General features: G+C 67.6%; 12 protein-coding genes. 4 read left to right on the top strand and 8 right to left on the bottom strand.

The genetic code is table 11. From position 1 onward, the window contains the following. The first annotated feature begins 139 nt into the window (after nucleotides 1-139). On the top strand, nucleotides 140-1,750 hold the full coding sequence (locus QTN24_RS12840; RefSeq protein ID WP_313837529.1) for a S41 family peptidase: 1,611 nt from the start codon (nucleotides 140-142) through the stop codon (nucleotides 1,748-1,750). 93 nt (nucleotides 1,751-1,843) lie between these two features. Then, complete coding sequence (locus QTN24_RS12835; protein ID WP_313837528.1) at nucleotides 1,844-2,596, top strand: molybdopterin-synthase adenylyltransferase MoeB; 753 nt, start codon at nucleotides 1,844-1,846, stop codon at nucleotides 2,594-2,596. Nucleotides 2,597-2,823: 227 nt separating this feature from the next. On the opposite strand, the gene bfr is transcribed toward QTN24_RS12835, so the two are convergent. The 8 genes from bfr to QTN24_RS12795 form a co-directional block, all read right to left on the bottom strand. Continuing rightward, nucleotides 2,824-3,303: a bacterioferritin gene (bfr, locus tag QTN24_RS12830; protein ID WP_313837527.1), complete on the bottom strand. Its 480-nt coding sequence runs from the start codon at nucleotides 3,301-3,303 to the stop codon at nucleotides 2,824-2,826. A 153-nt stretch (nucleotides 3,304-3,456) separates the two neighbouring features. Continuing rightward, nucleotides 3,457-3,762: a bacterioferritin-associated ferredoxin gene (locus QTN24_RS12825; protein ID WP_124682577.1), complete on the bottom strand. Its 306-nt coding sequence runs from the start codon at nucleotides 3,760-3,762 to the stop codon at nucleotides 3,457-3,459. A gap of 239 nt (nucleotides 3,763-4,001) precedes the next feature. Further along, nucleotides 4,002-5,759: a phosphoenolpyruvate--protein phosphotransferase gene (gene ptsP / locus QTN24_RS12820; protein WP_124682578.1), complete on the bottom strand. Its 1,758-nt coding sequence runs from the start codon at nucleotides 5,757-5,759 to the stop codon at nucleotides 4,002-4,004. A gap of 49 nt (nucleotides 5,760-5,808) precedes the next feature. Next, nucleotides 5,809-6,078 carry an HPr family phosphocarrier protein gene (locus QTN24_RS12815; RefSeq protein ID WP_019449710.1) on the bottom strand — a complete coding sequence of 90 codons (270 nt, stop codon included), beginning with the start codon at nucleotides 6,076-6,078 and terminating at the stop codon, nucleotides 5,809-5,811. Then, the gene (locus QTN24_RS12810; RefSeq protein WP_124684986.1) at nucleotides 6,047-6,502 is read right to left on the bottom strand and encodes a PTS sugar transporter subunit IIA; all 456 of its coding nucleotides are present in this window, start codon (nucleotides 6,500-6,502) and stop codon (nucleotides 6,047-6,049) included. Before QTN24_RS12810 ends, QTN24_RS12815 begins: the two co-directional genes overlap by 32 nt. Nucleotides 6,503-6,625: 123 nt before the next feature. Next, nucleotides 6,626-7,579: a glutathione synthase gene (gshB, locus tag QTN24_RS12805; RefSeq protein WP_313837522.1), complete on the bottom strand. Its 954-nt coding sequence runs from the start codon at nucleotides 7,577-7,579 to the stop codon at nucleotides 6,626-6,628. A 92-nt stretch (nucleotides 7,580-7,671) separates the two neighbouring features. Continuing rightward, the gene (gene gshA / locus QTN24_RS12800; protein WP_124682581.1) at nucleotides 7,672-8,967 is read right to left on the bottom strand and encodes a glutamate--cysteine ligase; all 1,296 of its coding nucleotides are present in this window, start codon (nucleotides 8,965-8,967) and stop codon (nucleotides 7,672-7,674) included. 418 nt (nucleotides 8,968-9,385) lie between these two features. Beyond that, nucleotides 9,386-9,748: a NirD/YgiW/YdeI family stress tolerance protein gene (locus QTN24_RS12795; RefSeq protein ID WP_124682582.1), complete on the bottom strand. Its 363-nt coding sequence runs from the start codon at nucleotides 9,746-9,748 to the stop codon at nucleotides 9,386-9,388. Nucleotides 9,749-10,129: 381 nt separating this feature from the next. Between QTN24_RS12795 and QTN24_RS12790 the strand changes: the two genes are divergently transcribed. After that, nucleotides 10,130-11,911, top strand: coding sequence for a ShlB/FhaC/HecB family hemolysin secretion/activation protein (locus QTN24_RS12790; RefSeq protein ID WP_313837520.1), 1,782 nt, complete (start codon nucleotides 10,130-10,132; stop codon nucleotides 11,909-11,911). A 32-nt stretch (nucleotides 11,912-11,943) separates the two neighbouring features. Then, complete coding sequence (locus QTN24_RS12785; RefSeq protein ID WP_313837518.1) at nucleotides 11,944-19,578, top strand: hemagglutinin repeat-containing protein; 7,635 nt, start codon at nucleotides 11,944-11,946, stop codon at nucleotides 19,576-19,578. Nucleotides 19,579-19,764: the final 186 nt, after the last annotated feature.

Here is a 19,764-nt window from a genome sequence, read left to right as displayed (position 1 = left end):
GCCGCCCCCACCCAGGCCGGGTGGCCCGCAGGTCTTTTTCCGCGCACCCTCTTATACTGTCGGTCAATCCGCGCCGGACACCGCCCGTGCGGCCCGGGTTTATCCTTTCGCACCACCCACAAAAGTTCAGGCAGCCCTCATGCGTAAGACGCTCAAGAACATTAGCCTTGTCTCAGTCGGTGTCGTAGCCGGCGTGCTGGCCACGCTGCAGATCTCCGCGACCGCGCAGAACAGCTCCGGGCCGCTGCCGCTGGACCAGTTGCGGCTGATGTCCGATATCTTCGGGCAGATCAAGCGCGAGTACGTGGAGCCGGTGGACGACAAGAAGCTGCTGACCGAGGCCATCAAGGGCATGGTCGCCAGCCTGGACCCGCACTCGGCCTACCTGGACGAGAAGGACTTCAAGGAACTGCAGGAAGGCACCCGCGGCCGCTTTGCCGGCCTGGGCATCGAGATCTCGCAGGAGGAGGGCCTGGTCAAGGTCATCAACCCGATCGAGGACACCCCCGCCTTCCGCGCCGGCATCCAGCCCGGCGACCTGATCACCCGGATCGACGACAAACCCGTGCGCGGCCTGCCGCTGGAGCAGGCGGTCAAGCGCATGCGCGGCGAACCGGGCACCAAGGTCACGCTGACGATCTACCGCAAGAGCGAGGAACGCACCTTCCCGGTCTCGATCACGCGCGCCGAGATCCGCGTGCAGTCGGTCAAGACCAAGATGCTCGACAACAACACCATCGGCTGGGTGCGCCTGACGAGCTTCCAGGAGCGCACCGTTGCCGACCTGGGCCGCCGCCTGAAGGACATGGCGGAGAAGAACCCGAACCTGAAGGGCATCATCCTGGACCTGCGCAACAACGGCGGCGGCGTGCTGCAGGGCGCCGTGGGCGTGGCGGCGGCGTTCCTGCCGGACGACGCCACCGTGGTGTCGACCAACGGCCAGGTGCCCGACGCCAAGCGCGTCTACAAGGCGACGTTCAACAATTACCGCCTGTCGTCGCTGGAGGACGATCCGCTCAAGGACCTGCCGCCGCAGTTCAAGAAGATGCCGATGATCGTGCTGACCAACGCCTACTCGGCGTCGGCGTCCGAGATCGTGGCCGGCGCGCTGCAGGACCACAAGCGCGCGCTGATCATGGGCAAGACCACGTTCGGCAAGGGTTCGGTGCAGACCGTGCGCCCGCTGACCAACGACACCGGCATCAAGCTGACCATCGCGTACTACTACACGCCGTCGGGCAAGTCGATCCAGGCCAAGGGCATCCGCCCGGACATCCCGGTCGACCAGAATCCCGAAGGCGATCCGGATGACGCACTGATCACGCGCGAGATCGACACCGAGCGCCACCTGCATAACAAGCAGGAATCGGAAGAGCCGGAAATGAACGAGCGCGAGCGCCGCCGCGTGGACGAACTGCGCCGCCTGGAGGAAGAAAACTCCAAGAAGACGCCGGAAGAGCGTGAGAAGGATCGCAAGAAGAAGCCGGTGGAATTCGGTTCGGCCGACGACTTCATGCTCCAGCAGGCCATCGCCCAGCTCGACGGCAAGCCGGTGCAGCGTTCGAAGTCGCGCCTGGAAGCCACCGGCACCGCCGGCAAGCCGGACACCAAGGAAGAAAAGGCCGGCAAGCCCGCGGCCAAGCCGGCCGCCAAGCCCGCTCCGGCGCCGTCCAAGCCCGCGCCGGCCAGCCAGCCGCCCGCGAGCGCGCCGATGGGCCAGCCCCTGGGCACGCCCACCGGCCAGAAGTAACGGCGTCAGGCCGCGCGCCCCGGCGCGCGGCACGCCACCATCCTGCGGCCCGCGGTATTGCACCGCCGGGCCGTTTTTGCTGGAAGCCGAGCCATGAACGACGATCAGCTGCTGCGCTACTCGCGCCATATCCTGCTGGACGAACTGGGGATCGAAGGCCAGGAGCGCCTGCTGGCCGGCCATGCGCTGGTCATCGGCGCGGGTGGGCTGGGCGCGGCCGCGCTGCCCTACCTGGCGTCGGCCGGCGTGGGCCGCATCACCATCGTCGATGACGACGCGGTGGACCTGACCAACCTGCAGCGCCAGATCCTGCACACCACGGCCAATGTCGGCCGCCCCAAGGTGGAATCGGCCCGCGAAGGGCTGCTGCGGATCAATCCCGACATCGCCGTGCAGACGGTGGCCCGGCGCGTGGGCGATGCCGAACTGGACGCCCTGGTGGCGGACGCCACCGTCGTGCTGGACTGCTGCGACAACTTCGCCACGCGCCAGGCGGTGAACCGGGCCTGCCTGAAGCACCGCAAACCGCTGGTATCGGGCGCGGCGCTGCGGTTTGACGGCCAGGTCAGCGTCTACGACCTGCGCGACCCCGAGGCGCCGTGCTACGGCTGCCTGTTCCCGCCGTCCGAGCCAGCCCCCGAAGCCGCGTGCGCGACGATGGGCGTCTTTGCGCCGCTGGTCGGCATGGTCGGCACGGTGCAGGCCGCCGAGGCGCTCAAGCTGCTGACCGGCATGGGCCAGACGCTGGCCGGACGGCTGCTGATGGTCAATGCGATGACGATGGAATGGACGACGATGCGCCTGGCGCGCACGCCCGGCTGCGAGGTCTGCGGCGGACGGCACTGAGCCGCGGCGCCTTCGCACCAAAAAACAAGGCGACCAGGCGGTGGAGCCCCCTCCCCGCGTGGTCGCCTTTTTTTGTTTCCAGTCCGCGATCGGTCTGGATGAAGACAAGAATCCGAATGAGAACGGTTATTCACCTGGTCCGCACCCGGGCGTGGCGCCATGCCGCGCCACGCGCCTGACCGGGCCGCGCCTGCCTGTGGCGGCAGCGGCCGGGCCCTGCCGGCGGCTTACTGCTCGCCCGGCTCCATCTGCGACTGCAGGTAGTTCTGCAGGCCGACCTTGTCGATCAGGTCCAGTTGCGTTTCCAGGTACTCGATATGCTCTTCGGTGTCCGTGAGGATATTGACCAGGATTTCGCGGCTGACGTAGTCGCCGACCGATTCGCAGTACGCAATGCCTTCCTTGACCGTGGCGTGGGCAGTCTGCTCCAGCTTCAGGTCGCACTTGAGCATTTCGGGCGTGTCTTCGCCCAGCAGCAGCTTGTGCAGGTCCTGCAGGTTCGGCAGGCCGTCCAGCATCAGGATGCGGTCGATCAGGCGGTCGGCGTGCTTCATCTCGCCGATCGATTCCTTGTACTCGACGTCACCGAGCTTCTTCAGGCCCCAGTGACGGTACATGCGTGCGTGGAGGAAATACTGGTTGATCGCGGTCAGCTCGTTCTTGAGCTGGGCGTTCAGGTGCTGGATGACTTTCTTGTCACCTTTCATAGGGGGCTCCGGTTGCAGACAACGATGGACCCGGCGTACGAGAGGCGACTCAGCAAATAGACAAGCGCGCGAAATGACAAAACGCGCCGCGGAGCCAGTCCGTGGGCGCGCTTCTCAATTCACGCGTTGTTCGGTGAGATTCTGCTTAACGGATCACGCCACCAGCGCGGTGCGTTGATCGTTCGCGACTGCCGGGTCACGAGCCTCCATTATGGCATGTGACGCAGCCGGCGAACAGGCCGGAATCTCGACGACCTGGATGGTAGACAGCTTGGAGGCCTTCATCGTCTGCACGGCGGCAACGCCTTCGCAGAGCACCTGGCTCGCGCAGTCGCGGCAGCGGCCGCAGCAGGTCCCGACGCCCAGCGTCTCGGCCAGCTCGTCCAGCGTGGTCACGCCAAGATGAGCGGCACCATGGATCTCATGGTCGGTAACCTGATTGCAGATGCAGACGTACACAACTACCTCCTGGGGGCTGCGTCGGCACCGGCATGCCGTACGCGATGGAAGGCAGAATAACAGAGATCGAAAATGATAACAATTCCCATTAAACGCGATGCGCCCGCCTCTGCACGCGTGCCACGGCCAAGCATCCTGCAAGGATTTTCAGCGCCACTTTTCGGGAGAAAAGTGCCGTTTTCGACGCCGATTCGGTTGCCCAATACCCCTCGCCAGTGCAGGGTTGTTGCGGCGCCGCGTCAGCCCTGCAACTGCTTCAGGGCCACCGCGAGCTCGTCGGGCTCGTAGCAGGCCAGGATCTGGTCGACCACCTTGCTCAGGCGCCCGCAATCGGCGTGGATGACCTCCTGCTTCACGCGCAGCAGCTGGGCCGGGTGCATCGAGAACTCGCGCAGCCCCATGCCCAGCAGCAGCCGGGTCATGGCCGGGTCGCCCGCCATTTCCCCGCACACCGCCACCGGCACGCCCGCGTGGTTGGCGTCGCGGATCGTCCGGGCGATCAGTTGCAGCACGGCCGGGTGCAGCGGGTCGTAGAGGTGCGCCACCGCGTTGTCGGCACGGTCGATGGCCAGCGTGTACTGGATCAGGTCGTTGGTGCCAATGGACAGGAAATCCATCCGCTTCAGGAACAGCGGCAGCAGCAGCACGGCCGCCGGGATCTCGATCATCGCGCCGATCTTGATGCCCGGATCGTACGGCTGGCCGCGCGCGTCCAGCTGGCGCTTGGCCTGGGCGATCAGGTCCAGCGTCTGGTCGATCTCGCTGGCGTGGGCCAGCATCGGGATCAGCAGCCGCACCGGGCCGAAGGCCGACGCCCGCAGCAGCGCACGCAACTGGGTCAGGAACATGGCCGGCTCGGACAGCGACCAGCGGATTGCCCGCAGCCCCAGCGCCGGGTTCAGCGCGGTCTCGAATTCGTCGGCCAGGCCGTCCAGCGGCTTGTCGGCGCCCACGTCGATGGTCCGGATCGTCACGGGCAGGCCGTGCATGGCCTCCACGGCGTTGCGGTAGGCCAGGAACTGCTCCTCCTCGTCCGGCATCTCGCTGCGCCGGTTCATGAACAGGAATTCAGAGCGGAACAACCCCACGCCCACCGCGCCGGCCGACAGCGCCGCCCCGGCGTCCTCGGCCAGTTCGATATTGGCAAGCAGTTCGATCTCCAGCCCGTCCAGCGTCACCGCCGGCATGTGCCGCAGCCGTTGCAGCCGCTTCTTTTCCAGCGCCCGCTCGCTCTGGCGGTGCCGGTATTCCTCCAGGATGATGGCCGACGGGTCGACGATCACCAGCCCCGCGTCGCCGTCGATGATGATCCAGTCGTCCTGCCGGATCAGCTCGCTGGCGCTCTTGACGCCCACGGCCGCCGGAATGTCCAGGCTGCGCGCGACGATGGCCGTGTGCGACGTGCGCCCGCCCAGGTCGGTCACGAACCCGTGGAACATCGTGTGCTTGAACTGGAGCATGTCGGCCGGGCCGATGTCGTGGGCCACCACGATCACGCCGGGCGCCGCCTCGCCGTCGGGCGCCAGCGCGGGCACCGGGGCCGGCGCCAGCACCGGCGCGCCAGCCAGCACCTTCAGGATGCGCTCCACCACCTGCTGGATATCGGCCTTGCGCTCGCGCAGGTATTCGTCCTCGATCTCGTCGAACTGGCGCATCAGTTCCTCAAGCCGCGTGGTCAGTGCCCACTCCGCGTTGTAGCGGCGCTGCAGGATCAGCGTCTCGGGCTCGCGCGACAACGCCTCGTCGTCCAGGATCATCGTGTGGACGTCCAGGAACGCGCCCATTTCCTCGGGCGCGTCGCGCGGCAGGTCGCGCTTCAGGACCGCCAGTTCCGCCCGCACGGCCGCGCGCGCCGCGCGCAATCGCTCCACCTCGGCATCGAGCCGGTCTTCGTCGACCAGGTAGTGCGATACGTCCAGCGCCGCCGGCGCGAGGATATGGGCCCGCCCGATGGCGACCCCACGAGAAACCGGAATGCCGTGCAAGGCAAAGGGCATGACCCGCTCCGTCAGGAACGTTGAGGAATTCTGTTAAGGGTGCCGGGCCTCACTCGCCTTCGCCAAAGCGGTTGGCGATCAGCGCCAGCAGCGCGTCCATCGCTTCCTGCTCGTCGGGGCCGTCGGTCTCGATCGTGACCGTCGAGCCAATGCCGGCGGCCAGCATCATCACGCCCATGATGCTCTTGGCGTCGACCTGGCGCCCGTTGCGGGACATCTTGACCTGGCTGTTGAAACTGCCCGCCAGTTGCGTGAGCTTGGCGGACGCGCGGGCATGGAGCCCGAGCTTATTGATGATGGTGGTGTCCCTCTGCAGCATATTTATCGGGATGGTTTGCGGTTTGGTTCTGGACGGTGGTGGTGCCAATCTGCAGCACGCCCTGCGCGCCGCCGGCCAGCGCCTTGGTGGCAAGCTGGTCGAGCTTCTCGGCCCGGTAGCAGATGGCGCGCACAAGCATGGGAAGGTTCACGCCAGCCAGCACTTTCACGCGGCCGGGTTCGGCCAGGCGGGCGGCGATGTTGGCGGGCGTTGCGCCAAAGATATCGGTCAGCACCAGGGCACCGTTTTCCTCGCAGACCGCTGCCAGGCTGCGCTGCGCGTCGGCCAGCACGGCAGCCGGATCGGCATCGGCCACGACGTCGATTGCCTCGACCCGGGGCGGCTGGCCACAGTAGACGTGGGCAGCGCAATCGCGCAGCGCCGAAGCCAGCGGCGCATGCGCGATGATCAGAATTCCTGCCATGATGGTGAATCCGTTGGATTGCCTCGGATTGTAGCAGGCAGCCCCCCGGCCCTCCCCGCGATTTGGTACGCCCGCCGGACTGTGGTGCCGTCGCATCATGGCGGCACCACAGTCCGGCCGATGTCAGCGCCGCTCGCTGGCCACCGCCTCTTCGAGCGCGTCGATGAACATCGCGCCGACGTTGAAGCCCGTCTGCTGCGTGATTTCCTGAAAACAGGTCGGACTCGTCACATTTACCTCGGTCAGGTAGTCGCCGATCACGTCCAGCCCCACCAGCAGCAGGCCCTTCTTCCACAGGCCCGGCGCCAGCGCTTCGGCGATCTCGCGGTCGCGCGCGCTCAGTTCCTGGGCGCGGCCGATGCCGCCCGCCGCCAGGTTGCCGCGGATCTCGCTGCCCTGCGGGATGCGCGCCAGCGAGTACGGCACGGGCTTGCCGCCAATCAGCAGGATGCGCTTGTCGCCTTCCTTGATCGCCGGGATGTAGCGCTGGACCATCAGCGTGCGGGCGCCGTTGTTGCCCAGCGTCTCGACGATGGCCCCCAGGTTCATGCCGTCCGCGCCCACGCGGAAGATGCCCATCCCGCCCATGCCGTCCAGCGGCTTGACGATGATGTCCTGGTGCTCGGCGTGGAAGGCCCGGATGCGGCCGGCGTCGCGCGTGACCAGCGTCGGCGTGACGAACTGCGGATACTGGCCGATCGCCAGCTTCTCGGAATGGTCGCGGATGGCCTGCGGCCGGTTGAACACGCGCGCGCCCTGGCGTTCGGCCAGTTCCAGCAGCCAGGTGCTGGTCACGTACTCCATGTCGAACGGCGGGTCCTTGCGCATCAGCACCGCGTCGAACGTGGCCAGCGGCTGCACGGCGGCCTCGCCCAGGCGGAACCAGTCGTGCGCGTCGTCGAGCAGTTCCAGCGGCCGGACCACGGCTTCCACCACGTCGGCGGCCAGCGAAAGCTGCGACTGCAGGCAGAAGAACAGCTCGTGCCCGCGCGCCGCCGCCTCGGTCATCATGGCGTAGGTGGAATCCTTGTAGGTCTTGAAGGTTTCCAGCGGATCGGTGATGAAGAGGATGCGCATGATGGCTCGTCGCGTTCGGCGTCAGGTGAAAAGGACCGGCCCGGGCGTGCCGGGCCGTGTGCGGGCATGACCGGCGGGCCGGCGCCCGGGGATCAGAGGATCGGGTTCGGGTCGGTCTTCTCGAGTTCCAGCGACGCCGCCAGCAGCGCCAGCCGCGCCACCACGCCATACATGTAGAAGCGGTTCGGCACGGCCGCGCCCGGCTTGGCATGGCTGTCCGGAATACCGTTCGGCGCAAAGGCCAGCGGCACGAAATGCATGCCCGGCGCGTTCAGGTTCTCGTCGTTGCCGCGGCCGGTGTGCACGCGGTAGAAGCCGCCCACCACGTAGCGGTCGATCATGTAGACCACGGGCTCGGCCACGGCCTCGTTGACCTTCTCGAACGTGTGCACGCCTTCCTGGATGATGACGTCGGAGACCTCCAGGCCCTCCTTGACGACGCTCATCTTGTTGCGTTCCTTGCGGTTCAGGCCCTTGACCTCGGCCGGGTCGCGCACGGTCATGATGCCCATGCCGTAGGTGCCCGCATCGGCCTTGACCACCACGTACGGCGTTTCCTTGATGCCGTACTCGCGGTACTTCTTGGCGATCTTCTTCAGCACGCCTTCCACGGCATCGGCCAGCTCTTCCTCGCCAATCCGCTCGTGGAAGTTCACGCCCGACTGGCGCGCGAAGTACGGGTTCACCATCCACGGGTCGATGTCGATCAGCTTGGCAAACTTCTTGGCCACCTCGTCATAGGCGGCAAAGTGGCTGCTCTTGCGGCGCGTGGACCAGCCCGCGTGCAGCGGCGGCAGCAGGTACTGCTCCTGGATGTTCTCCAGCACCGGCGGGATGCCGGCCGACAGGTCGTTGTTCAGCAGGATCGAGCACGGGTCGAAATCCTTGAGCCCCAGGCGGCGGCCCTTGGAGCCCAGCCGCGCCAGCGGCTCCACGACCAGCGTCTGGCCGTCGGGCAGTTCAATCGGGGTAGGCTCGGTGATTTCCTCGGACAGCGACCCTAGCCGCACGTTGAGCCCGGCCTGGCGCATGATCAGCGACAGCCGCGCCACGTTCTGCAGGTAGAACATGTTGCGGGTGTGGCGCTCGGGAATCAGCAGCAGGTTCTTGGCGTCCGGGCAGATCTTCTCGATCGCGGCCATGGCGGCCTGCACGGCCAGCGGCAGCATTTCGGGGGCGAGATTGTTGAAACCGCCCGGGAACAGGTTCGTGTCGACGGGCGCCAGCTTGAAGCCGGCATTGCGCAGGTCGACGGAACAATAGAACGGCGGGGTATGTTCCTGCCATTCCAGCCTGAACCAGCGCTCGATGGACGGGGTGGCGTCCAGGATCTTCTTTTCCAGCTCGAGCAGCGGACCGTTCAGCGCGGTGATGAGGTGCGGGACCATATCCATCCTAAGGAATCAGCTTTATTGTCCGCCCCGATTGTAAGGGAACGGCTATCACCCTGCTGGCTCCGGCCGCATAACCATATGCGGCGGCCGGCTTTGGGGATGGGGAGATGGGGACGATGGCCCAATTTCAAAGGCCGGCGCGGCCCGGCGCGGCGCCGTGGGCCGTAATGGGCATAAAAAAAAAGCGCGGCATCACGCCGCGCTTTCAAATGGTCTGACAGATACGGGGAGCGTTCTGCAGGTGGAGGAAACTGCCTCATTGGCACTCTAGGCCCGCGCCCCCTTAAAGACAATTGAGACTTTTTAAGATCCGATTTAAGCACCCTGCGAATATCGCCGGGGCAACATCTGCATCGGGTCGCCAGCGGGCCCAACGCCGGCGAAAGTATCGCCTAATCCACATCAACGCCGGCTAACGCACGACTTCGAGCCGGTCGACCTCCACGTGCGGCTGCCCGATGACCTTACGCTCGAATTCGCCGGTCAGCCTGACCTCGCGCTTGTCGTCGATCGCCGGATGGTGTCCGGACAGCAACTGGTGGTCGATCTCGACACGCATCTTGCCGGTGGCATCGGCAAACTCGTAGTCCTCTCCGCCCAGGTGCCGGACGATCCGCCCCTGCAGCAACACCTGCTGGTCGTCACGGCCCTGCGCCAACAGGTCCTTGACCGTGGTGGTGGTAGAGACAGCGCCCGGCCCCGCGTACTGCGCCTGGGCGGCGGCGGACGCCAGCACGGCGCCGGCGACAAGAATCCATCTGGAGAATCGTGGCATGGCTGGTACCTCCATGTGGTGGATGGGGGACGCCCGACCACCATACGCCTGCCCGCCACGCCCGGTCTTGATCCAATAAAAAAGCCCCGGCACATGGCCGGGGCTTGAGGTGTATCAACTCAAGCCAGTAAGGCCCTACCCGGCCACACCCGCCACCACCGCATCACCCGAAAAGGTCCGCTTCCATGCGGACCTTTTCTTCTTTGTTCCAACATCGCAAATTTTCGTGTTTCTGCGATTTTTGCCAGGACAGTCCGCTGCTAGTTTCCGGAGCCTGCACGCCACGCTTCTCCGCGCGTGTGACATCTGCCGGCGCGAGGGTCGGCCAGTTTCCTACTTGGCATAAAAAATCGCAGCATGGGTCGAAGTTCGGTTTATTGGTTGAGCCGCGCCATTTCAGCGGCGGGCGTGTGGTGGGGCGGACTGGCGCTGGCGCAGGTGCCGCCCGACGTCGCGGATGCGGTGCGCCGGATGCAGCGCGAGCAGAGCCAGCAGTTACAGCGGGAGCGCAGTGTCGAGGACGCCAGCGAGCGTGCCCGTCAGGTTCAGGCGCCCACCGTGGCGCTGGAAAGCGGCGCCCGCCCTTCGGACGCGTTCTCGGCAGACCTTCCCGCGGAGTCAGCGTGTTTCGACATCGCCACGTTGCTGCTCGAAGTACCGGCACAGATGTCGCCTGAGACCCAACGCCTCGGCGCCAGCGCTTTGCCGATGGACCCTTTCCGCTTTGCACAAGACTACCTCGACCGCTTCGCGGGCCAGTGCATCGGCCGCGAAGGCATCAACACCATCGTCCGCCGGCTCGGCGCCCAAATTCTCGGGCGTGGCTACACCACGACGCGCGTGGCCGTACCGGCACAGGACCTGGCTTCCGGCACGCTGCGCCTCACGCTGATACCCGGCGTGATCCGGCAGATCCGCTTCGCCGACGCGGCTACGCGTGGCACGTGGCGCACGGCCTTCCCGGCGCGCCCGGGCGACCTGCTCGACATCCGCGACCTCGAACAGGGTCTCGAACAGATGAAACGCGTGCCGAGCCAGGACGTTGAAATGCAGATCGTGCCCGCCGAGCTGCCCGGCGAATCCGATGTCGTGATCACGGTGAGACGGCAGAAACCGTGGAAGCTGGTGGCCGGATTCGACGACAGCGGCAGCCCGGGCACCGGCAAGCTGCAAGCCAACGCCTCGGTGGGCATCGACAATCTTCTGGGGCTGAACGACCTGTTCAACCTCGGCGGCAGCCACGATGCCAACACTGGCCAGGGCGGTCGCGGCACCTGGGGCGCCAATGCCAGCTACTCGGTGCCCTGGGGCAACTGGACCTTCGGCGCCAGCGCCAGCACCTATCAGTACTTCCAGCGCATCGCCGGCCACAACGAGACGTTCGAGTCGAGCGGCGATTCCAGATCCGCCGAGCTGAAGGCCCAGTACCTGCTGCAGCGCGACCAGTTCCAGAAGAACACGCTGCAGTTCCGGCTTGGCCGGCGGTGGAGCCACGCGTTCATCGCCGATACCGAGATCCTGAACCAGCAGCGCAACACCACGTTCGCCGAGCTGGCGTGGCTGCATCGGCGGCAATTGGGCCCGGCCCAGCTCGATCTGCAACTGGCCTACCGCTTTGGCGTGCCGTGGTTTGGCGGCCAGACGCAGGTCCGCACGCTGGAACCCGACGCGCCAGGCCTGCGCAACAGGTTCCTCTATCGCGTGGCGGTGCTCGATGCCACGCTGGCCGTGCCGCTCAGCCTGCCCGTGGGCGATTCGCGCCGTCTGCCGCTGCGCTACGTCACCACGGTTCATGGCCAGTACACCGGGCAAGCCACGTTCTCCAGCGAGTTCCTGTCGATCGGCAACCGCTGGACCGTGCGCGGCTTCGACGGTGACCTGACGCTGGCCGCCGAGCGCGGTGCCTACTGGCGCAACGACCTCGAAGTGCCGCTCGGCGGCAGCGGCTACACCGCCTACCTGGCGCTCGACGCGGGCACCGTGGGCGGTCCCAGCGCTGCATGGCTGGCTGGCCGCACGCTGGCCGGCACCGCCGTGGGCCTGCGCGGCAGCCCGTTCCGGGGCCTGTACTTCGACGCCTTTCTCGGCTGGCCGCTCTACCAGCCCGACACCTTCCCGACCCGCAAGCCGACCGGTGGTTTCTCTGTCTCCTATCAGTACTGAACGCGGCCCGTTGCGCGCCTGAATCGTCGATCATGAACAGCAATCGCTATCGCCTGGTTTTCAACAAGATGCGCGGCATGCTCGTGGCTGTTGCCGAGTGCGCGGCATCGCGCGGCAAGTCCGCCGGGGGCCAGTCTGGAGCGCGTGCCGCGCCGGCCTCGCCCGTGCTCGCGACGCTGCGTGCCATCGCCTGGAGCGCACTGCTGCTGCTCGGCGTGGTGCACGGGGCGGCGGCCCAGATCGTGGCCGACCCCGCCGGGCGGGGGCCGGGCGTGACCACGGCACCGAACGGCGTGCCCCTGGTCAACATCAACCGGCCTTCGGGCGCCGGGGTGTCGCACAACCAGTACCAGCAGTTCTCGGTCGATGGCCGGGGCGCGATCCTCAACAACGGCGCCGCGATCAGCCAGACCCAACTCGGCGGCCATGTGCCCGGCAACGCCAACCTTGGCACGAGCGGCCCGGCCCGGATCATCCTGAACGAGGTAACTGGCGGCAGTCCGTCCCGGCTCAACGGTTTCGTGGAAGTGGCGGGCCAGCGTGCCGATGTGGTGATCTCGAACGGCAATGGCATCTCAGTGAACGGCGGGGGCTTCATCAACGCCAATCGGGCCACGCTGACCACGGGCGCACCGGTATTCGGGGGCGATGGCAGCCTGGCCGCCTTCCGGGTCACCCGCGGCGGCATCCAGGTGGAAGGGGCAGGCTTCAACGGCTCGGGCCTGGAGCAGGTGGACCTCGTGGCGCGCTCGGTCACGCTGAATGGCAAGCTCTGGGCCGACAGCGCCAATGTGGTCTCCGGAGCGAACCGCGTGGACTACCCGGGCCTTGGCGTGCAGGTGATCGAAGGAGCGGGGGCGCGGCCCACCGTGGGCATCGACGTGGCCAGCCTCGGCGGCATGTACGCCAACCGTATCCGGCTGGTGGGCACCGAGGGTGGCGTCGGCGTACGCAACGCAGGCACCCTGGCAGCCCAGGCGGGGGACTTCTCGATCGACAGCGCCGGGCGCGTGGTGCTTGGTGGTGCCACGTCGGCCACCGGCGCGCTGGCAATACGGGGTGCACAGGGCATCGACAACGCGGGGTCGACGGCGGCTGGCGGCACGATGACGCTGGTCAGTGACGCCTCGGTCGATAACACCGGCACGTTGATTGCCGGCGGCGATCTCGCCCTGGCGGGGCAGACGGTGCACTCGACTGGCACGCTCGCGGCAGGCATCGACGCGAACGGCAAGGCCAGCCAGTCCGGCAGCCTGCGCCTGAAGGCGGCGAGCGTCGCCACGGCGACTGGCGACAACCTCGCCGGCCAACGCGTGGAGATCGATGCGGCCCGCATCCAGCTCGGCGGCAGCCGGACCCAGGCCGGGGCCGATATCGCCCTGACGGCGCGCAGCGGCGGCGTGGGGTTGGCCGGCGCGCGCGTGTACGCAGCGGGCAGGCTGGAGGCCGAAGCGCGCGGATCGATCGACACGCGCGGCGCCCAGGTTGCGGCGGCCACGATCGACGCGAAGGCATCAGGCGACATCGACAACTCGGGCGGCACGCTGGAGGCAACCGGCTCGCTGGACGTGGAAGCCGGCGGCAAACTCGCCAATGCCAACGGCCGGATCATCAACACCGGCACGGGCAGCACGCAGGTGGCGGCCGCGACGATCGACAACACGGGCGAGGCCATGCTGGGCGGCAATGGCGATGCCAGCATCCGGGCGGATCGGATTGCCAACACCGCCGGGGGCCAACTGGTATCGGGCGGTGCGCTCGCCATCGCGGCAGGCGAGTCCTTCGACAATGCCGGCGGCAAGACCTACGCCGGCACCGGCCTGGCGCTTGACGCGCAGGACGCGGCCGTCAGTAACGATGGCGGCAGCCTGGCGGCCGGCACCAGTGCGGTGCTGCGTGCAGGCAGCCTGAGCAACGCGGGCGGCAAAGTCCTCGCGGACGCCGATATCGCGCTCGAAACCGGCCGGCTCACGGGCCCCGGCACGATCCATGCCGGCCGTGATCTCGCACTGACGCTTGGCGGCGCCTATGTCAATGCCGCCGGCAACGTGCTGAGGGCAGAGCGGGACCTGACAATCAAGGCGCACGGGGCGTTCACGAACCAGGCGCGGCTGGAAGCGGTACGGGGTTTACAGCTCGACGCCGCTCGCATCGACAATCAGGCCGGTGCCGTCATCCACGCCGGCACCACCACGCTGACCACGTTGGGGGCGCTGAGCAACGCGGGCCGGATCGAGGGCGATACGCTGACCACCTCCAGCGCCACGCTCGCGAACAGCGGCACCATGCTCGCCGATGTGCTGACCAGCCAGGCGGAGCGCATCGGCAACGATGGCCCCCATGCCGTGATGGCGGCTACCGGCGTGCTGAACCTGTACGGCAGCGCGCTGGTCAGCAACACCAACGGCGCCACGGTCTACAGCCTCGGCGATATCAACATCGCCGCCGATGGCGAGCGCGACGAGCGGGGCCTGCTGAAGCACCGCGCCGCGCGGGTGGTCAACGACAGCAGCACCATCGAGGCCGGCAGCAGCAGCAGCGTGGTGGAAATCGCCGCGCAGGAACTGGTCAATCAGCGCCCCGCGCCCGTGGTGGAGAGCGACACCACCACCGAGACGAAGCACGAGCGGAAGCGCGAAAAGTACGTGCATTGCGCCACGTCCAACGCCTACCCGCAGATGGGATGTACTTGGGCGGTCTGGGCCGGGCCCTACAAGACGCCTGTCGACGGCACGTTCGACGCGGCGCAGATTGTCTCGCACGATACCGGCAAGAAGCGGCTGGTCGTCAACATCGACGGCGTGGCGACCCGGATCGACTACAACACGCTGACAGACGCCGATGGCGTGCTGGCCGTGAACTACTGGGACGGCTACGACCGCGACATCCACTACGACCCGGCCAGCGAGTACGCCACGCGCAACGACGCGCGCAAGAACTGGCAGCGGGTGGAGATCGCCCGGGACACCACGACCACCACCACTACGGAGCGCGACGCCAATCCCGACCAGCGCGGCGCCAACCTGATCAGCGGCGGGGGCATGATACTGGCCAACGTCGGCACGCTGACGAACGCCTACAGCCAGATCGCCTCGGGCGGCGACATGCTGATCGGCGACATGGAACAGTCGGGCGATGTCGCCTCCGGCCAGTTCGGCTCCACCAAGGTCGTCAACACGGGCCGCACGCTGTTCGAACGCACGCGCCATGACATTGTCTCGACCTACGCCTGGAACAAGGAGATCGACAAGGACGTGGGGCCGGTGGTGCAGCCGAGCATCATCGAAACGCCGAAGGAAGTCGGCTCGATCGGCGGCACGATCACCGCCGGAAACAGGCTGACGATATACGGCGGCGGCATCCGCAACGAGGACGTCGGCAAGCTGGACCCGCAGGCCGGCACGGGCAGCACCGGCCTGCCGGGCATCGATGGCGGGGCCACGGGCGGCACGGCGTCGCTGGCCAATACCCCGTTGACGCTGCCGTCGAACGGGCTGTTCCACTATCGCAGCGACCCAGACGCCACGTACCTGATCGAGTCGGACCCGCGTTTCGCCAACTACGGCAACTTCCTGTCGTCGGACTACATGCTGGGTCTGCTCGGCATCGATCCATCGCTGACGCAGAAGCGCCTTGGCGACGGCTTCTACGAGCAGAAGCTGATCCGCGACCAGATTACCGAACTGAGCGGCCGCGTGTACCTGGCCGGCCATGACAATGCCGAGGACCAGTACACGGCATTGATGGCGTCGGGCGTGCAGGCAGCACAGCAGTTCAACATCCTGCCCGGCATGGCGCTGACCGCCGCGCAGATGTCGGCGCTGACCACCGACATTGTCTGGCTGGTCTCCGAGACGGTCACGCTGCCCGATGGCGGTAAGCAGAGCGTCATGGTCCCGCGTGTCTACCTGGCGCAAGCCAACGCCGCGGACCTGAAGCCCAACGGGGCATTGATCGCCGCCGAGGATATCGAACTGCGCGAGTCGGGATCGATGCGCAACAGTGGCGTGATCGACGCCGGCAGCCGGCTGTCGATCGGCGCCGCGCAGGACCTGCACAACCGCGGCGGCATGCTGCGCAGCGCGGGCGTGGCGGCGATCACGGCGGGTCGCGACATCGTCAACGAGTCAGGCCAGATCCGGGCCGACCAGCTCGGGCTCGTGGCCGGCCGCGACATGCGCAACGAGACGCTGTTCGACCAGCAAGGCGTGACGCACGCGGTGGGCAACGCGAAGGCGTCGGCGAGCCTGTTCGGCAGGCAGGCTGGCATCACCTCGACCGGGGACCTGCTGGTCTCCGCCGGGCGCGATGTCAGGCTGGCGGGCGCCACGCTGGCAGCCGGCGGAAACGGCACGGTGGTGGCCGGCGGACAGTTGACGCTCGACGCGCTAGCCGGCCGGACGGCGCAGTCGGTCTATGAGAGCCCGAGGCAGAACAGCGCCGACAGCGAGGTGCGGCACGCCGTGTCGAGCCTCCGGTCAGGCGGCAGCCTTGCCACGAGCAGCGGCGGCGACACCACGCTGCGTGGCGCCCAGGTGCAGGCTGGGGCGGACCTGACGATGATCGCCGGCGGTGACTTCGTCGCCCAGGCCGTGACCGACGAGCGCACGCACGACAGCGTCGGCCGCAGCCGCAAGCACCAGCGCGAAGAACACAGCCGCGACCAGACCACGGTGGGTGTATCGATTTCGGCGGGCGGCAACGCCACGCTGGCGGCCGTGAAGGCCGGCGACAACGGCGGCGGCGTCAAGCGCACGGACGGCAAGGGCAACGTCGAACTGATCGGTGCGACGGTCACGGCCGGCGCCGATGGCAAGGGCGAAGGCGCCCTGACGGTAGTGGGTGACCGCAACGTCACCGTGGCCGAAGCGCGCGAGTTGCACGACAGCAGCCTCGATGTCAGCTCGCGCAGCGGCAGCTTCGTGCGCCGCACGTCGAAGAATGCCAGCACGAGCAGCCACGCCGACCTCGGCGTGGGCAGCACGCTGTCCGGCGATTCCGTCAAGATCCAGGCCGGCAACGACCTGCTGGTGCGCCAGAGCCAGATTGCCGGCACCACCGGCGTGACCCTGCGTGCCACCGAGGGCAACGTACTCGTCACGGCCGGACAGAACATCCGCGAGGAAAGCCAGTCGCAATCGCGCAAGACCTCGGGCGTGTCCGGCTTCGCCGGGCAGGGCGGCATCGGCGTGGGCGTAGGCAGCAGCCGCGCCAGCAGCGCGAGCCATGCGCTGGCCGTCACCCAGAGCGACGCGCGCAGCATGGTCGGCGCCAGCAACGGCAACGTGGTGATCGTGGCCGGCAAGGACGCGGCGATCATCGGCAGCGATCTCGTGGCTGGGCGCCATGCCGCCGAAGCCGATCCAGCGGCGGGCAACATCGATATCCAGGCGAAGAACGTGATGGTCGCCGAGGGCGTGGATCGTATCGCGCAGGATGCCAGCGCCAGCCGCAGGTCGAGCGGCCTGTCGGTGGCATTGGTGGGCACGCCGTTCGACACCTACAAGAACCTCGACGCGGTGCACAAGGACGGCAGCGCCGTGTCCCGCGCGCTTGGCACCGTCAAGGAACTGGGCGCCTCGGCGCTGACCACGCCCCAGATCGCCGTGTCGGCCGGAAGCCAGCGCAGCAGCAGCGAGTTCTCCAGCGTCGCCACGGTCAGTAGCGGCAGCAGCCTGACGGGCGCCGGCAACGTTCGCGTCCGCGCAATCGGCAGCGGAGAGACCGATGCTGCCGGCAAGGCGCTCGACGGCAATATCCTCGCCTCGGGCAGCACCATCAGCGCTGGCGGCGCTGCGCTGCTGGACGCCGAGCGCGGCGTGACGATACAGGCCTCGACCGACACCTACAGCGAGCGCAGCAGCGCCCGCAACAGCGGCTGGAAGATCAGTGGCGCCTCGCCCTCGCTCGGCGACGTGGCCCGGCATATCGGCGGCGGACCGAACAACAGCGGCGTGGGCATGGTGCCTTTCGGCACCGAGCGCGCCAGCAGTAGCGGCGAGGTTGCCAGCAGCCGGCAGAACGCCAGCATGGTGACGGGCAATACCGTCGGCATCAAGACACGCACTGGCGACATCACGCTGACAGGCAGCGGCCTTGCAGCCGAGGGCGACATCGGCCTGTCGGCCGCCCAGGGCAGGATCGACATCCTGTCCGGCCAGGACACGCTGTCACAACGCAGCGACAGCGCCAGCCGGAAGATCGGCGACCTGGGCGGCACCGGCTACGCGGGCACGGTGGGCATGCGCAGCGAATCGCGCCATGCGGACGGCACGCAGGCCACGCAGAACACGATCCGCAGCCAGGTGGTCAGCCAGACCGGCAACGTGACGATGGTGGCGAAGGACGACATCACCGCGCGCGGCGCCGACATCGCCGCCTGCAACGACCTGACGATGATCGGCCGCAACGTCGTGCTTGACCCCGCCGACGATGCGGCGAGCCTGAACGAGCGCCACCGCGTGAGTCAGTACGGCACCACGCTCGCGCTGTCCGGCTATACGGTCACGGCGGCGCAGGCCGTCGAGAACGCCGCGCGGGCGGTGGAGGAGAAGAAGGACGGCCGCGTGGCGACGCTGTACGGCGTGCAGGCCGGCCTGGCCGTGGCCAATGGCGTGCAGGGCATCCAGGCGGTGACCAGCGGTGGCACCAGCCCCACCGCCGCGATCAAGGTGACGGCGAGCGTGGGCGGCGGCAGCCAGTCGAGTGAATCGCGCAGCCAGTCGAACACGTTCCAGGGCACGACGGTGAAGGCCGGCAACGCCGTGGCCATCGTGGCGACCGGATCGGGCGGCAAGGACGCGGACGGCTTTGCCAGCGACGGCACCATCAGCGGCCGTGGCGTCCAGATCAGCGGCAGGACGGTGGACCTCAGCGCCGCTCTGGATGTCGATCTGGAAAGCGCCCGGGACCGCACTAGCCTGGACAGCCGCAGCAGCGGCAACAACGCCAGCGTGGGCGTGGGCTTCGGCATCGGCGGCGACCAGAACGGCTTCACCCTCGAACTGGCCGCGAGCCAGCAGCAGGGGAACGCGCGGGGCAACTCGGTGACGAACCGCAATGCCAGCGTGACGGCCGCCGACAAGCTGACCGTCACGAGCGGCCGCGACGCCAATCTCCGGGGCGCACAACTGATCGCCGACACCATCGGCGGCTCGGTGGGCCGCGATTTCAACATCGAGAGCCGCCCGGATACCGACGACTTCACCTCGCGCGAAACGTCATCGGGCATGCAGGCCAGTATCTGCGTACCACCGTTCTGCGTCGGCACTACCGTCAACGCCAGCGGCACCCACACACAGGGCAAGACCGACAGCACCTACAGCTCGGTCAGGGAACAAAGCGGCATCTACGCGGGCCAAGGCGGCTTCGACATCCCGGTCAAGGGCAACACCGACCTCCGTGGCGGCATCCTCGCCAGCACGGCGGACCCGGAGAAGAACCGCCTGGTCACCGGCACGCTGACCACAAGCGATATCGACAACCACGCGTCGTACACGAGCGGCTCGTCGACGTTCGTCGGCAGCTACAGCGGCGGCAAGAGCGTGCCGGCCGACACCCCCGACGTCGGCCCGGTCGCCCCGGCCCAGGTGAAGTGGGGCGGCGACAGCAACCTGCTGCAGGGCGTGGCCGGCAGCCTCGCGGCCACTGCCGCCGGCAACGCCTAGAAGGACCTCGGCGGCGACGCGTCGGGCAAGACGAAGAGCGCCATCGCCGCCGGCACGGTCAAGATCACCGACGATGCCGCACAGCTGGAAAGGACCGGCCAGACCGCCGACGAAACCCTCGCCAACCTGAACCGCGACATCGAAAACGCGAACGACAGCATCGACAAGATCTTCGACGCGCAGAAG

The organism is Cupriavidus sp. SZY C1 (assembly GCF_032190535.1).
GTDB classification, from domain to species: Bacteria; Pseudomonadota; Gammaproteobacteria; order Burkholderiales; family Burkholderiaceae; genus Cupriavidus; species Cupriavidus pauculus_C.
Note: the sequence above shows the minus strand (reverse complement) of the source record. Positions and strands in the feature narration are given on the sequence as shown.

Excerpts from the sequence above, each read along its gene's own strand:
- QTN24_RS12840 (WP_313837529.1), top strand. The coding sequence starts at position 140 with ATGCGTAAGACGCTCAAGAACATTAGCCTTGTCTCAGTCGGTGTCGTA.
- QTN24_RS12835 (WP_313837528.1), top strand. The coding sequence starts at position 1,844 with ATGAACGACGATCAGCTGCTGCGCTACTCGCGCCATATCCTGCTGGAC.
- bfr (WP_313837527.1), bottom strand. The coding sequence starts at position 3,303 with ATGAAAGGTGACAAGAAAGTCATCCAGCACCTGAACGCCCAGCTCAAG.
- ptsP (WP_124682578.1), bottom strand. The coding sequence starts at position 5,759 with ATGCCCTTTGCCTTGCACGGCATTCCGGTTTCTCGTGGGGTCGCCATC.
- QTN24_RS12815 (WP_019449710.1), bottom strand. The coding sequence starts at position 6,078 with ATGCTGCAGAGGGACACCACCATCATCAATAAGCTCGGGCTCCATGCC.
- QTN24_RS12810 (WP_124684986.1), bottom strand. The coding sequence starts at position 6,502 with ATGGCAGGAATTCTGATCATCGCGCATGCGCCGCTGGCTTCGGCGCTG.
- gshB (WP_313837522.1), bottom strand. The coding sequence starts at position 7,579 with ATGCGCATCCTCTTCATCACCGATCCGCTGGAAACCTTCAAGACCTAC.
- gshA (WP_124682581.1), bottom strand. The coding sequence starts at position 8,967 with ATGGTCCCGCACCTCATCACCGCGCTGAACGGTCCGCTGCTCGAGCTG.
- QTN24_RS12795 (WP_124682582.1), bottom strand. The coding sequence starts at position 9,748 with ATGCCACGATTCTCCAGATGGATTCTTGTCGCCGGCGCCGTGCTGGCG.
- QTN24_RS12785 (WP_313837518.1), top strand. The coding sequence starts at position 11,944 with ATGAACAGCAATCGCTATCGCCTGGTTTTCAACAAGATGCGCGGCATG.